Origin of the sequence: Shewanella psychrotolerans (assembly GCF_019457595.1) — a bacterium.
Lineage (GTDB): Bacteria > Pseudomonadota > Gammaproteobacteria > Enterobacterales > Shewanellaceae > Shewanella > Shewanella psychrotolerans.
Window position 1 is genome coordinate 655,740 of the sequence record NZ_CP080419.1, and the last position, 13,725, is coordinate 669,464.

The 13,725-nt window shown below is 51.3% G+C and carries 10 protein-coding genes; 5 read left to right on the forward strand and 5 right to left on the reverse strand.

The window, feature by feature from the left end:
- Positions 1-726: 726 nt before the first annotated feature.
- Entirely contained in the window at positions 727-1,755 is a 1,029-nt protein-coding gene (locus tag K0I62_RS02975) for a helix-turn-helix transcriptional regulator (RefSeq protein WP_220070057.1), read from the forward strand.
- A 32-nt stretch (positions 1,756-1,787) separates the two neighbouring features.
- Positions 1,788-2,921, forward strand: a complete 1,134-nt coding sequence (gene ftsZ, locus K0I62_RS02980; protein WP_220070058.1) for a cell division protein FtsZ — start codon at positions 1,788-1,790, stop codon at positions 2,919-2,921.
- A 208-nt stretch (positions 2,922-3,129) separates the two neighbouring features.
- Here ftsZ and K0I62_RS02985 read toward each other — a convergent pair whose 3' ends face one another.
- Entirely contained in the window at positions 3,130-4,599 is a 1,470-nt protein-coding gene (locus K0I62_RS02985) for a DEAD/DEAH box helicase (protein ID WP_220070059.1), read from the reverse strand.
- Between the two features lie 416 nt (positions 4,600-5,015).
- On the opposite strand from K0I62_RS02985, the gene K0I62_RS02990 reads away from it, so the two are divergent.
- Positions 5,016-5,336 carry a DUF3622 domain-containing protein gene (locus tag K0I62_RS02990; RefSeq protein ID WP_220070060.1) on the forward strand — a complete coding sequence of 107 codons (321 nt, stop codon included), beginning with the start codon at positions 5,016-5,018 and terminating at the stop codon, positions 5,334-5,336.
- A 141-nt stretch (positions 5,337-5,477) separates the two neighbouring features.
- Here the strand turns inward: K0I62_RS02990 and nrfD are convergent, their stop codons facing one another.
- The 4 genes from nrfD to K0I62_RS03010 form a co-directional block, all read right to left on the reverse strand.
- Entirely contained in the window at positions 5,478-6,419 is a 942-nt protein-coding gene (nrfD, locus tag K0I62_RS02995) for an NrfD/PsrC family molybdoenzyme membrane anchor subunit (protein ID WP_220070061.1), read from the reverse strand.
- Positions 6,416-6,988, reverse strand: a complete 573-nt coding sequence (locus tag K0I62_RS03000; protein WP_041508400.1) for a 4Fe-4S dicluster domain-containing protein — start codon at positions 6,986-6,988, stop codon at positions 6,416-6,418. Before K0I62_RS03000 ends, nrfD begins: the two co-directional genes overlap by 4 nt.
- A gap of 12 nt (positions 6,989-7,000) precedes the next feature.
- Positions 7,001-9,283, reverse strand: coding sequence for a thiosulfate reductase PhsA (gene phsA / locus K0I62_RS03005; RefSeq protein ID WP_220070062.1), 2,283 nt, complete (start codon positions 9,281-9,283; stop codon positions 7,001-7,003).
- A 295-nt stretch (positions 9,284-9,578) separates the two neighbouring features.
- Positions 9,579-10,166, reverse strand: a complete 588-nt coding sequence (locus tag K0I62_RS03010; protein WP_220070063.1) for a response regulator transcription factor — start codon at positions 10,164-10,166, stop codon at positions 9,579-9,581.
- A 193-nt stretch (positions 10,167-10,359) separates the two neighbouring features.
- Between K0I62_RS03010 and K0I62_RS03015 the strand changes: the two genes are divergently transcribed.
- Positions 10,360-12,222, forward strand: coding sequence for a sensor histidine kinase (locus K0I62_RS03015; protein WP_220070064.1), 1,863 nt, complete (start codon positions 10,360-10,362; stop codon positions 12,220-12,222).
- Positions 12,223-13,002: 780 nt separating this feature from the next.
- Positions 13,003-13,683 carry a hypothetical protein gene (locus tag K0I62_RS03020; protein WP_220070065.1) on the forward strand — a complete coding sequence of 227 codons (681 nt, stop codon included), beginning with the start codon at positions 13,003-13,005 and terminating at the stop codon, positions 13,681-13,683.
- Positions 13,684-13,725: the final 42 nt, after the last annotated feature.

The following is a 13,725-nucleotide window of genomic DNA, read 5'->3' on the forward strand; positions in this document are numbered from 1 at the left end:
AGTCACACAATTAACGCTCAATCGAAGAGACGATAGATATCTGTGTAAACACATTTGTGACCTTCCGAGGCATGGATGCCGAGGTAGAGCTCACATGGAAGTGCTCAAACAACATCCCTGTCTAACGGCCAGTTCGGCATCCATGCCTCTCGTTCATAGGCACGAAGCTTTGCTTCATTCACCGTGTCACAAATGTGTTTGCACATAAGCCTGCCGCAGGCAATTCAAAACCATGAAGTCCAACGCTGCCATCAGCGAAGTAAAAACCTATGCAGCTAAAGGTTACAAGCTAAAAAAGCCAATACCTTCATTCGAAGGTCTAAATACTTTTGTCCAAAAATAAGTCAGATTGCGCTAGTCATACAATTAACGCTAAATCGAAGAGAGGGGGCACAAAAGGCCGTTTACTCACATTCATGTGATCACGACATTGGTGCATCCATACATTTCACCCATCGCAGGTGATAGGCTCACCATGAAGCCATGGTTCAAAACCCACATTTAAAATGGCAAAGGCCGTTAAATCCTCCAATCGAAAACAGCTAAAAATATCTCTCAGCCGCACCAACACTTGAGGTCGCTCCTTCACACGTGACCCATAGGGACATGGGAAGTATCAATATGAGCCCCTAGTCCTGACATTTATGAAGCAAAGCGAATCGCTGCGACAGATTTTGTCGTAGGTGAGTAGTATGCTGTTGATATAGCTCATCAAGGGAACTCTGAATGCAAACCAATATCCAGCGTCAGCTTAAGATGCTTGAGCTGATCCCTAGGCATCCCAGACGGATCACGGCCAATAGGATCACCGAGCACCTCAAAGATTTGAACTTCGATGTGGGGCTGCGCACTGTGCAGCGCGAACTCAAGGCCATGTATGAGATGGGGCTGTTCGGCCTGGAGATGGACGACAGGTGCAAGCCCTTCGGTTGGTCGGTCGCCGCCTGTTGGCAGGGGATGAACCTTACCCTGATGGACCGTCATGTGGCCTTGGCGTTTTTCACGTTGAAACATAACGCTCGTCAACTGTTGCCGCCCGATAGCCTCAAACAGCTGGCGCCCTATTTCGATCGCGCCGATCAGGTGCTGGGCAGCGACTCGGACAGATCTTGGCTCTACTGGGCTTGTCGCGTGGCTCAGTTGCCTGAGCCTCTGCCCTTGATGCTTATCGAGCAAGATCCACAGGTGCTGGCGACGGTGCAGGAGGCCTTGCTGCAAAAGCGTCAGATAGCCTGTCAGCTTAAGCGTTTTATCAAGGGAGAGGTGCATTGGGTGGACTATTCACCGATAAATCTGCAAGGGATTAAGATTAGCGATGGCGTGGCCTTGCTGGTGTTTACCATCGGCAGCTTTCACACCAAGCTCTACGCCCGGCCTATAGATTCTGTTCGTCATGTACGCCTGCTCGACACTCCTGTGATGACTCGCGAAAACTTTGCGGATGCGTTGCACGACGGGGTGCGTCAGCCAGAGTGGATCAATATCGATCTGCTATTTTCACCCTCGGCTAACTTTATTCTCAGGCAGGCTAAGCTCGCCGCCGATCAACATATCGAGCGTCTTGATGATGGCCGTTATCGAGTGCAGGCTAAAGTGAAGGATACTCCCAGGCTCAGGGCCTTTCTGTGGGAGATGGCCGATAGCGTCGAAGTGGTGGCGCCGCCCAAGCTCAGGGCGCATTTTAGCCGCTTGGCAATCAAGCTAAATCAACAATATCAAACTGCTGCGACGGAGTTTGTCGCAGCTGCGGGGTAAGCTAGGTCGAGTCATCAAATGGAGGCTTTACCATGTTCGATCTCATTCCCCAAGGCGGTTATCTGCCGAAGATTTTGGTTGTTGGTGTAGGCGGTTGTGGCTGCAATACCATTAATCAACTCAGTCAGGCCGAGCTCAGTGACGCGGTGCAGCTGGTGGCGGTCAACACAGATGCTCAGTCGCTGGCCAGTGCCCAGTGTACGAGTCGATTACAGATAGGCGATCATAGCACCCGCGGATTAGGCGCAGGCGCCGACCCAGATAAAGGCTTGGCCGCCGCGCAGGAGTCGGAAAAAGAGATCGGCGAGCTGGTGGGCGCTGCCGACTTAGTATTTATTACCGGCGGCATGGGCGGCGGTACGGGCACTGGGGCCATGCCTTTTATCGCGGCAGTGGTGAAGCGGCTTGGTAAGCCTCTGGTGGCTGTGGTTACCACTCCCTTTGACTTCGAGGGTGATCAGCGTAATCGTGTCGCCCAGCAAGGCGTCGATAGGTTGTCAGCTCAGGCCAATAGTTTGATAGTGCTGCCCAATGATAGGTTGGTGGCCATGTTGGATGAGAAGGTCACCCTAGTGAATGCTTTTAGTCAGAGCAATCGAGTGCTGCAGGATGTATTGCAGGGGCTGACGGTCACCATCAGCCAATCTGGGCTTATCAATATCGATCTCAACGACTTCGTCACCGTGGTGAGCCATCAAGGGCGGGCGGCCATGAGCGTTGCAAGACAGCAGGCGGGCGATGCCTTGGCCGACACGGTTGCCCATGCGCTTAATCATCCGCTACTGGAAGAGATGGATCTGTCCCGTGCCAAAGGCGCTATCGTTAGCGTGGTGGCAACCGAGGCGATTGAGCTAAACCAATACCATGCCATCGGCGCCTTGGTGCAGCAACATCTCGACAGGCAGGCACAGGTGATCATAGGCCTGTCGATTGTGCCCGAGCTTGAGTGTGAGCTTGAGTTGATGGTTATCGCCACAGGTATACCGGCAAAGGAGGAGCGCCTCACTCTTGGGGAGCGTTTCGATAATGCCGAACTGGTTAACATCACCGACTTTCTCAAGGAGAAGGAAGAGGCGCAAGAGCAGGGCGAGCGGCCCTATGAGATGCGTCCTGATATATATGACACTCCGACCTTTATTTGCACTAGCTCACTAAAAAATAGATGAGCCAAGCTGCCGACAGGGCTCTCAAAGCGTTTGTTTCGTCTATTTGGTCTATTTTCCCTGTTGCCATGTCATACGCCTCTCCATGCCGAACGCCATGCTGTCGGTAAATTCCCAAGCTAAGTCAACGCTAGTGCCTGACCAATAAAAAAGCCCGTCAAATGACAGGCTTATTTTGCTATTAGCGGTCGTATGTCCGCTATCTGTGAGCTTAGGCTTTTGTAGCCGCTTGGCTCGGGCGGCGAGTGCGACGGCGTGCTGGTGCGTTACCATCTCTGTGTTCGCTCTTGCCTTGGTAAGGACTCTTGCTTTGTCCTTGCCCTTGACGGTCTTGACCTTGACGATCTTGGCTCTGGCCTTCGGCGCTAGGTTTGCTGGCTGCGCCACTGCGACGTTTACTTTGGCCTTCGCGGTTGGCTTGCGGCTTATCGTCATTGCGGTTGTGTCCACCACTATTACGCGGTGGGCGGTTGCCGCTTGGCTTAGCATTACGCGGGCCACGGTTTTGGTTATGACGCTTAGGCGTTAAGTCAGTCTCTGGCAGTTTGTGAGTCGATTCAAACCCAGCCACTTCGGTACGTGGCAAGTTTTTACCAATAAGGCGTTCAATATCCGCTAGCAGTTTAAACTCTTCGCTGCTCACCAGAGAGATCGCTTTACCATCGGCACCCGCACGGCCAGTACGACCAATGCGATGCACATAATCCTCTGGTACGTTTGGCAGGTCAAAATTGACGACTTGCGGTAGTTGGTCGATATCGAGACCACGAGCGGCGATATCGGTCGCCACTAACACTCGTACTTCACCGGTTTTAAAGTTGGCGAGGGCTTTGGTTCGTGCGCCTTGGCTCTTATTGCCATGGATCGCAGCAGCGGTGATACCTTTGGCATCTAAGCTCTTGGCTAAACGGTTGGCACCGTGTTTGGTGCGACTAAACACCAGTACTTGTTGCCAATCGTTTTGCTTAATTAGTTGTACTAGTGCAGCTGACTTTTGAGTTTTGTCTACAGGACAAACTAGCTGCTCTACAGTGTTAGCCGTGGTGTTACGTGGCGTCACCGAGATCTCGACGGGGTTATTCACTAAGCCTTTGGCTAAGGTGCGGATCTCATTGGAGAAGGTGGCCGAAAACATTAGGTTTTGGCGCTTTGGCGGCAATATGGCCAATACCTTTTTGATATCGTGAATAAAGCCCATGTCCAGCATGCGGTCGGCTTCGTCGAGCACTAAGACTTCGAGTTGGCTAAAGCTTAAGGCTCTTTGATTATAAAGATCGAGCAAACGTCCTGGGGTTGCCACCAAAATATCGACACCACGATTAAGTTGGCTGATCTGTGGGCTAATTCCCACACCACCAAATACCACTGCACTGCGAAGCGGCAGGTATTTACCGTATGTGGTGACGCTCTCTGCGATTTGTGCGGCGAGCTCTCGTGTTGGTGTTAATACCAAGGCGCGCACTTGTTTCGCGCGAGCACGCTCGCCTTTGCTCAATAGTTCTAGCAGTGGCAGGGTAAAGCCCGCCGTCTTGCCCGTGCCGGTTTGTGCCGCCGCCATTACATCCTTGCCTTCTAACACTGCAGGTATTGCCTGTGCTTGGATAGGAGAGGGTGTTTCATAACCTTTGTGGGCTACAGCTTTTAAGATTGGGGCGGATAAACCTAGGGAGGTAAAACTCATAGATGGGTCTCTTGGGGCTGCCAAGGGCAGCAAAATTTCAGGTGCCAGGTACGCTGGCGGGCGTGCATCTTACAGGATCTGCTTAATAATCGCTAATTATTCGGTGAAACTAGGCGAGCAAACGTACAGTTAAAAGATTACGTTGGGTCTTTCGTGTGGATAAAAGTATAGGCTAATCGCTCTGAAAGTGTAAAAAGCAGTGAGTGATCGTCGCTTGCATCGCGGCGGCATGGTGAATATTTGCTTAGCGGGTTAAGTAAAATCAATTTAATGCTATTATTCTGTCGCTCATGATTGAGTTTTGTGCAAAGGAGACTACAATAGCCGCCTTTCTGCTTTACATCATTTTTATGTCAGCAGCACCCAACCCATATTGATAGCGAACTAGACACTCGAAGATCGAATTAGGAAATACAATGACGCAACAAAAGAAATACGGTCTTCGTGTGATCGAAGCCGAAGGTACATGGACTGCACAAGTGACTCGCCGCATGACTGCACGTAAGACGGTTGTCTCTAAATCTCAAAAAGGTTTCGCTACCGAAGCAGAAGCCAATGAGTGGGGCAATAAAGCATTACAACAGATTGTTGAAAATCTCATGGTGCGTAACGAACGTCGTGCTAAGCAACGCGCGGAGCGCGATCAGGCTTTGGCCGAGAAGGATGCTGCTGCCGAGAAATGGCGCGCCGAACACGATGCAGATGAAGACGACATCTACGACGAAGACGACAAATAAAATCCTGTCGGCCAGTTGATGAAAAAGCCCAGAGGATGCTATGCATCTCTGGGCTTTTTTGTGTCTAACATTAAGTCATTTAGGTTTGCTGCTAGCTTACTTACTGCTTAGCCTAGCGTGACCTTAAGAGTGCAAACAATATTAGCTAATATAACTCTGCCCTGCATATAGCACAAAGTGTCTCAGCGCCAGCACCCCGGTGAGGCTACAGCAAGCCACCGCGATCATCACGCCCTTGCTGTGGCGCGTCTGTGATGGCATCAGCATGGTGAGCAGTGGGATGGCAAAACCGATACCGACCACACCGACCCAGAAGACACTTGCCCACACACCTGTAGTGAGTGACACCAGCGCCGCTGCAGCTGCACCGCCCTTGAAGTAGAGGGCGCAGAACAGCATGAACAGGAACATGATCTCGCTTAGCATCACGGGCAGTTCTAGGCCGTGCATCTTACCCAGATTCGCATCATGGGGGTGAGTGTTAAACATCAGCAGCGCGCCAACGGCGTTGGCTGCGGCGCCTGCAGACAGACCCGATACCAAAAAGAGTGCCGGTAGCACAGCCGTGTTTAACATCGGGTAGGCGTTCATCGCTGAGATGAGGAAGCCTGTATAGGCACCGACACCAATGGCGAGCACAAATAACACCACTTCCATCACCTTTCTAAATGGCATTAATGCGTGTGCCACTGGCACTAGGAAGCCCAATTTCCACTTAGGCAGCTCATCTCGCAACACAATTAAGGAGTAGGCGATCCCTATGGGTGAGTAAGCTAACAAAGCCAGCACCCCTATGGACATTACCGAGCTCAAGTTGTAGTTGATTAGAATAAGCCAGAAATCAAATGGCTTAGTTAAATCAAATATTAAGCAGGCAAGACCGACAGAGATAGCCACTGGGCTGATAATCGCCGCCGCTTTTAATATTGCACTCTCTACCGACTTATCTTTGCTGTACCAGCGCAGACCTATGCCGATCAGGATGGAGCCTGCCGAGAGGCCTGCCATAAACAGGTAGACCGCGATAATCCAGTTCCAGGTGACTGGATCATATTGCGCCATATCGCCCCAGGTATTGTTCATGACTGTATCCCCCCTCGTTTAGTTGGAATGCGATAAACCCTGGGTTTAGTACCCAGATGGGTTTTCTCCTGATAGGTCGCTTTAGTGTTGATCAGTTTGGCCACCTCGCTGCTTGGATCGTTGGCATCGCCAAAGGTGAGTGCATCGGTGGGACACACGGTCACGCAGGCTGGCAGTTCGCCGCGGGCTAGGCGGGTATCCTTACAGAAGTTACACTTGTCGGCCGCCTTGGTTTCAGGGTTAATGAAACGTACCTTGTAGGGACAGGCCGCCACACAGTACATACAGCCGACGCACTTATCTTCTTTGATTGAGACCAGTCCATCTTCGCCCACATAGGCCGCGCCTGTCGGACAGACGGTGACACAAGGCGCGTTTTCACATTGCTGACAGGAGACGCGGTTGTATTTAAAGTGCAGGTGCGGGGCATCGCCAAAGGGGCCTTCGACCCGCACTTGCAGACGGGTGACCCCTTCTGGGGTACCGTTTTCGCTGCGACAGGCGACGCTACAGGCCTGGCAGCCGATGCAGCGATTCTCGTCGTGCACCATTACATATCTTTTACTCATACTGGACTCCTATTAGATCTTCGCTAGCGTGATGCCAGTAGTGTGAATATTCATGCCGCAGACAGGCGCCGTTTTGTTTGGCAGCAGGTTACCGCAGTGAACCCCTTTGCCGGTCGCTCTGGATAGCTCTTTGTTTTTAGAGCCGAAGCCCATGTAGGCGAACACGGTATCCTGACGAATACCCAGAGTGACCAGGGCGGTACCTTCTTCGCTGCCGACACTGCTGGTGAGACGTATCTTATCGCCGCTGGCGATCCCTAAGCGTCCTGCGGTGATAGGGTGGATCCACACGCCGTTGTCAGACATCAGGTTGGCCAGCATGGGCACGTTGTGGGTGGCACCATTGGTGTGCACCGCTACCTTGCCCTGAATAAAGTAGAGTTCGTTGTCCTGTTTGAGTTTGACTGGACGATACTTAATGACTCCGCGACCGGCGGCCATCTGCTCGACCTTATCTGAGCTGAGTTCTATCTTGCCGCTAGGGGTCTTGAAGCTCATGGCGCTGGCATAGGTGCCGTCGTCATCGGTAGGTTTAGCATTGGGATACTGCTTCACGAACGCCGCTACCATAGCGGGTTCACGCAGCATTAGCGGCTTGCCGTAGCTGACATAGCCCTTCTCTTTAATTTCATTTAAGCGTGCCACGTCACGATCGACTTGCAGCAGTTGCAGGCTTTCCATGTTTTCCCATGGGAAGTATTGCCCTAGACCCATCTCATGGCCTAATTCTTTGAAGATCTGCCAGCTTGGCTTAGTGTTGCCTATGGTCTCAACCACACGTTGACGCACGTAGTAGGCTGGACTCTTGCCTGACTTGTCGGCGATCTCTTCGTCCCGTTCCAGATAGGTGGATTCGGGGAGAATGATGTCGGCGTAGGCCGCCGTTTCGCTGATATAAACATCACAGCTGACCACAAACTCGAGTTTCTTCAGGGTCTCAACCACCAAGGCTCTGTCTGTCATGGTCTGCATCGGGTTGGTGCGGCTCATCACCCAGGCTCTAAGCTGATAGGGTTTGGCTGCTAAGGTGGCATCGAGAATGGTTTGATAGATACCGCCTGATGACCACATCATGGCGTACTGCTCATCTACCTGGTCGATACGCTTGGCTTGAGGCTTAGGCATGCCTTCGACACCGGGTTTACCTAAACCTGGAGCGACCTTGTCACCGGCAAACTTGTTGTAAGTTTTAGCCTTCTTACCCAGGTAGAGGCCGCCCTTGCGCTCAATGTTGCCGATTAACACGTTGGCGGCAAACAGGGCGCGGCGCATCTCAAACTCTTCTGGTGTGAAGGTGGCGCGGTGACCAAAGTCCACTACGGCATGGGGCGCCTTGCCGGCAAACTCATGGGCGATGCGGCGAATGTCCTTGGCGGGCACGTCGCTGATCCCTTCGGCCCATTCTGGAGTGTAGGCTTTGACCTCCTTGGCGAAGGCATCAAATCCTTCCACGTGGCGCTCGATAAAGGCCTGGTCGTAGAGGTTGTCGTAGATCAGCACATGGCACAGGGCTAGCGCGACGGTGACATCCGTACCCGGACGTATGGCAAACCATTCGTCCGCTTTGTCGGCGACCACGGAGAAGCGTGGTTCGAATACCACTAACTTGGCGCCTTTATCCATCTGCGCCTTCATCATGCCGCGAGTCTCGGACATGTTGATCCCTTCATAGAGATTGTGACCGAAGTTGATGATGTATTTGGAGTTGCCTAAGTCACGCTTCACTTTAGTGCCAAACATCGCCTTGGCGGCAATCACATAACCACCCGGGCAGGTAGTGGCATGGGTAAAGGTATTGGGTGAGCCAAATGCCTTGGCTAAATGGAACAGGTGGCCTGAGAGTGAGCCTGATTTAGAGGAGAAGGCCACGGCCTCTGGGCCATGATCTTGCTTAATCAGATTGAGCTTCTGAGCGATCGTCTTATAGGCCTCTTGCCAGCTGATCTCTTCCCATTTGCCTTCACCGCGCTCGCCGACCCGGCGAAGCGGTTTGACGATACGCTGCGGATCATACAGCAGGCTGTGACCGGCGCCGCCTCGGGCGCAAACTTTACCGCCAAAAGACTTGGCTTCCTTATTACCGCTAATAAATACATTCTTGTCATCGACGACTCGTGCCGAAATAGGACAACGTGTCGAGCACATTTCACAAATACTGGCGACTTCCTTGCCCACCCCTTTTAAGGGTTTCTGCTCCAGCGCAGCTAAAGAACCGGGTAATAATGTCGCTAGTGCACAGCTTGCTCCCCCTGCGCCAGCACCCTTAATAAACGTTCGTCTATCAAGCTTTATCATGGTTTCCTCCTTCATCTGCCTGAGCAGATGAAATCACACACTGTTATTGGTTTTTGTTCCCTCCCGCAGGAGGTCTGAGGCTATTGTTATCCCATATGAAATACAGGGGTATTGTGGTAAACCACATAGGAAGAACAGGCGTGATCTGGCGCAACGATTTTTAGCGCAAATGTAAAAAAAATGTGACCTTTACTCACGCTTAGAGGAAGGTCGGAGGGGGAACCGCTGGGTGATAAAGGGCAGGGCTAACAGCCAGACTGAGCCGAGTAAAAAGTCAGAAAGTGTATTTTAAGCATCAGATTTGGCTGTATTTTGCCAGTTCTGCCAGGTTGTGTACCTTGAGCTTTTTCATCACGTTAGAACGGTGTACTTCTATGGTGCGCAGCGATAAATAGAGTGCCTCGGAAAGTTGCTTGTTGGTTTTACCTTGAATCAACAGTTCCAGCACTTGATGTTCACGCTCGCTGAGGGTCGCTAGGTTTTGGCTCAGTTGCAGTGCTTCGAAGGCCTTCTGGCTGCGGAGCATGCTCTTGTCGATGGCAGCGGCCAAGGCTTGACCCGAAACAGGTTTTTGGAAGAAGTCGCAGGCGCCTTGGCGAAAGGCGTTGACCGCCATGGGCAGATCGCCATGGCCAGTTAAAAAGATCACTCCCAAGGGGCTGTTGATCTCGTTCAGGCGCTGATGAAGAGCCTGGCCTGTGATAGCCGGCATACGACTGTCGAGCACGACACATCCCGCCTGATTTAAATCGATTTTGTCTAAGAAGTCGAGGCCAGAGACAAAGGTGGTGAGTTGATAACCAAACTGGTGCAGCATAAAGCTCAGCGAATCGAGCACAGCTTCATCATCGTCGACCAAGTAGAGGGGCAGGGTTTGTGACATGGGATCTCCTGAGTCAGTTTTATCTAGCCTAGCGTCTTGACGGACAAGCGGCAAAAATGGCGTCGGGGCCTTTGAGACAGATCACTAAATGATCATTTTCTGATGCTGGTACTAGAGGGAGTTTGCACCGCTTCACATCAAAGTGTTGGCTTCTTGCTTAGAGTAGGGCTTGGATTAAGTGATTGGGCGCGCGATGAAAAGGCAATTCGGTAAATGGTTAGTATCTTGTCTGCGCACTGGCTGGCTGAGCCTGTTTGTGTTCTGCCTGTTACTGAGCTCCAGTGTCTGCGCCGAAGGGGAAAAGCAAGATCGCGCAGATCTTATCCATCTCAGGGTCGGGGTGTTGGCTAATCACGGGGTGCAGAAGGGAATTGATCGCTGGCAGCCCATGATGGATTATCTTTCTCAAGAGGTGCCTGGCACCCATTTTGAGGTGGTGCCGGTAGATTTCGATGAGATGAGCCGCCAACTGCTGGCCCATGAGCTGCAGTTTATCGTCACCAACCCTGGACAATACTTAAACCTCAGCAATAAATTTCCGCTTTCCTGGTTGGCGACCATGAAGAGCCACATGCATGGCGGTGCCACCTTTGCCATCGGCTCCACCATTATCGTGCGCGCCGACAGTCAGATTTATACCCTGCAAGATCTCGAAGGCAAACATCTGGTGGCCAGTGATCCTCAGGCGTTGGGGGGCTATCAGGCCGCCATAGGTCTGCTGCATAAGATGGGGTATCGCCCTGAGAACTACTTCGGCTCGCTGCGCTTTCTGGGATTCCCGCTGGAACCCATTGTCTATCAGGTGCGCGACGCGACCGTCGATGCCGCTATCACTCCCTTCTGTACGCTGGAGGAGATGATTGAGGAGGGGTTGGTAAACAAAGAAGATTTTCGAGTGATCCACCCCACGATGCCTGTGGGCTATGAATGCCTGGTGAGTACCCAGCTTTATCCTAACTGGTCATTTGCCGCTGCCGATACCGTGCCCTCGACCATTACTCAAAAGATCACCCAGGCACTGTTTGCCTTGCCTTCGGATCATCCGGCCGCCATTCAGGCCAAGACGCTGGGCTGGACAGCGCCCATCAGTCAGCTCAGGGTGATCAAACTGTTCAAAGAGTTACAACTCAAGGCGCCACCGCCGCCGCTGCACTATACGGTATTAAAGTGGATGGAGAAGAACAAGGAGTGGGGACTGACGCTGCTACTGCTGTTTCTGGTGTCCACCGTCTATCACCTCTGGCTGGAATATAAGTTCAGGCAGAAGAGTGACTTTTTGATCGATACCGAGCGCCAGCTCAAGGATAAGGCGCTGCAGGTAGAGCGGATGAAGAGCGCGGCGATCCTCGGCGAGATTGGCTCGGGTTTGGCCCATGAGCTGAACCAGCCTATCGCCGCCATTACCCAATATAGCGAAGGCGGCATGATGCAGCTCAACCGTCATGGTGATGCCGACTCAGAGATCTACGAGCTGCTGGCAAAGATCAACGCTCAGTCTACTCGGGCAGGTGCCGTGGTGCACCGCATTCGAGGTCTGCTTCAGCGGCGTAAATCCCAGTATGAAGAGCTGTCCCTCGATGAGCTGGTCACCAACACCTTGGCGCTGTTTCGCCGCGAGTTTCAGCAGCAGGGAGTTGTCCTCACTCAGGAGGTTCAGGGCGCGTCCTATCATCTGTGCGGCGATAGCGTCGGCTTGAATCAGGTGCTGGTGAATCTGATTAAAAACAGTCTCGATGCCATGGCCGAGATGCATTCAGAGCGGGAGAAGCGGCTGCTACTTAGCCTTGATTATGGTGAGCAGCAGGTGAGCCTCAAGCTGGTGGATAATGGCCCCGGTCTCAAGGGCAAGGCGCAAGATCTTATGGCCTCTTTCTACTCGACTAAAGACGACGGCTTGGGGCTGGGGCTTGCCATCTGCTGCGACGTGATGCGTCAGCACAAGGGCAAGTTCACCATAGATAATTGCGCCGATCACACCGATCTTCCTTGGAAGGAGGGATGCGTGGTGAGTTTAACTTTACCAAGAAAGTTGGGGGCTTGTGAGAAGGGAAGTTAGCCGGTTGGGGCTAATCGGCAAATTAGCCTTGTTACCGTTGATTACATTAGTTGTAGTTTGAGTTTAGTTACTTAGTTGTAGCGTTAACCTGAGTTGTAACCAATAGCCTGCGGCTCGCTTATGTGCAGATACGCCTGTGACACGCTGTGCGCCATCCTTGGCCGCTCTACGGTTTCATCCCTGAAACCGAAGGTCACAGGCGTATCTACACTGGGTATCTAACGTCTCTTCGATTTGACGGTATTGGGTGCGAGTAGCGTTTGGTTGCATGTCTATTTGTCAAGTGAGTTTGAAGGTCGACCCTTCATGGCTACTTATCACCTGCGGTGAGCGAATGTGCGAACACTTCTGCGACACGCCACGAGCACAATCCCTGTGGGCTCTACGCCAGCATCCATGCTGGCAAAGGCCGCAGCCGCGTTCACACTTGGTATCTAACTTTCTCCGATTTGGCTGCATTTGGTGTGCGTTGCTAGTTCAAAAGCTGCCCCTTTATTAGTTACAGGCAATAAGCTGGAAAGCACAGTGAAGAGTCTCTTGGCCAACTTTTACGAATCGATAAGTAATAATCACGAATGACATTCGATTCAACATCAATACCAATGCTCACTTTGCTCATTTCTGTGCGCGTTTACCCAGTAATACTCTGGTAGAGTGTTTATAAATCAATAGCTTTTCTTCAGCAAAAATTAAATAATAGGTTTATTAAATGTGCATGCGTGTTTTGCCAAATACGTGCGCATGCGCACTATACAAATGTTAGCTGCCAAGGAGAGTAAATTGATCGATGGAGTAACCTTAACAGCATCCGGTATTTTGGCTTTATTGATTAATGTAATTGGAGTCTTTTGGTTAAAAGAGCGCCTCAAGCAGTCTATCGGTCACGAATACAGTAAAAAATTAGAAGCTTTCAAGAAAGAAATTCAATCTGAGTTACAGCATGAACAGCAAGTTTTTAACCTAGGCGCTATGTCTCATATGGCTGGGACGGTGTTTGATAAGCATGTTGAGTTTTCAGAGCTATATATTGAAAAGGTTATGGAAGCTTTTCATTATTTAAGAAGTAATCGTGATAGTGAAAAAGCCATAGGATTCGCAGGTGACTTGACCAAATTGAGATTTAAGTTTTCAGCATGGCTTACGAATGACATTGATCTACAACTAATCAAATTTGAAGACAAGCTTCGCACCTTGGGCGCTAATAGTGAATATATAAAAATGCCCAAGGGTGAAGGAACCAACCAGGAGCATAGAGATCAGGCAGCTCGAGAGTTGTTAGAAATTCTGTCTGCATTTACGTCCTGGAAAGAGCCATCAAGTAACCATCCAGAGGTTCAACTTAATTACATTCAGAACTCATTGCGTGATGTGCTCGGTGTGAACAAATTAGTAAAAATAAGAGAGCTGATTGTTCAGAATGCGAATAGTCAGCTAACAAACAAAGGCAGTCAGACGCGCTAACGCGCGCTGCTGCTTTGGGCGTTACCGTATATCAGCTTGCCA

Excerpts from the sequence above, each read along its gene's own strand:
- K0I62_RS03000 (WP_041508400.1), bottom strand. The coding sequence starts at position 6,988 with ATGAGTAAAAGATATGTAATGGTGCACGACGAGAATCGCTGCATCGGC.
- nrfD (WP_220070061.1), bottom strand. The coding sequence starts at position 6,419 with ATGAACAATACCTGGGGCGATATGGCGCAATATGATCCAGTCACCTGG.
- K0I62_RS03010 (WP_220070063.1), bottom strand. The coding sequence starts at position 10,166 with ATGTCACAAACCCTGCCCCTCTACTTGGTCGACGATGATGAAGCTGTG.
- K0I62_RS03015 (WP_220070064.1), top strand. The coding sequence starts at position 10,360 with ATGAAAAGGCAATTCGGTAAATGGTTAGTATCTTGTCTGCGCACTGGC.
- K0I62_RS02975 (WP_220070057.1), top strand. The coding sequence starts at position 727 with ATGCAAACCAATATCCAGCGTCAGCTTAAGATGCTTGAGCTGATCCCT.
- K0I62_RS02985 (WP_220070059.1), bottom strand. The coding sequence starts at position 4,599 with ATGAGTTTTACCTCCCTAGGTTTATCCGCCCCAATCTTAAAAGCTGTA.
- phsA (WP_220070062.1), bottom strand. The coding sequence starts at position 9,283 with ATGATAAAGCTTGATAGACGAACGTTTATTAAGGGTGCTGGCGCAGGG.
- K0I62_RS02990 (WP_220070060.1), top strand. The coding sequence starts at position 5,016 with ATGACGCAACAAAAGAAATACGGTCTTCGTGTGATCGAAGCCGAAGGT.
- ftsZ (WP_220070058.1), top strand. The coding sequence starts at position 1,788 with ATGTTCGATCTCATTCCCCAAGGCGGTTATCTGCCGAAGATTTTGGTT.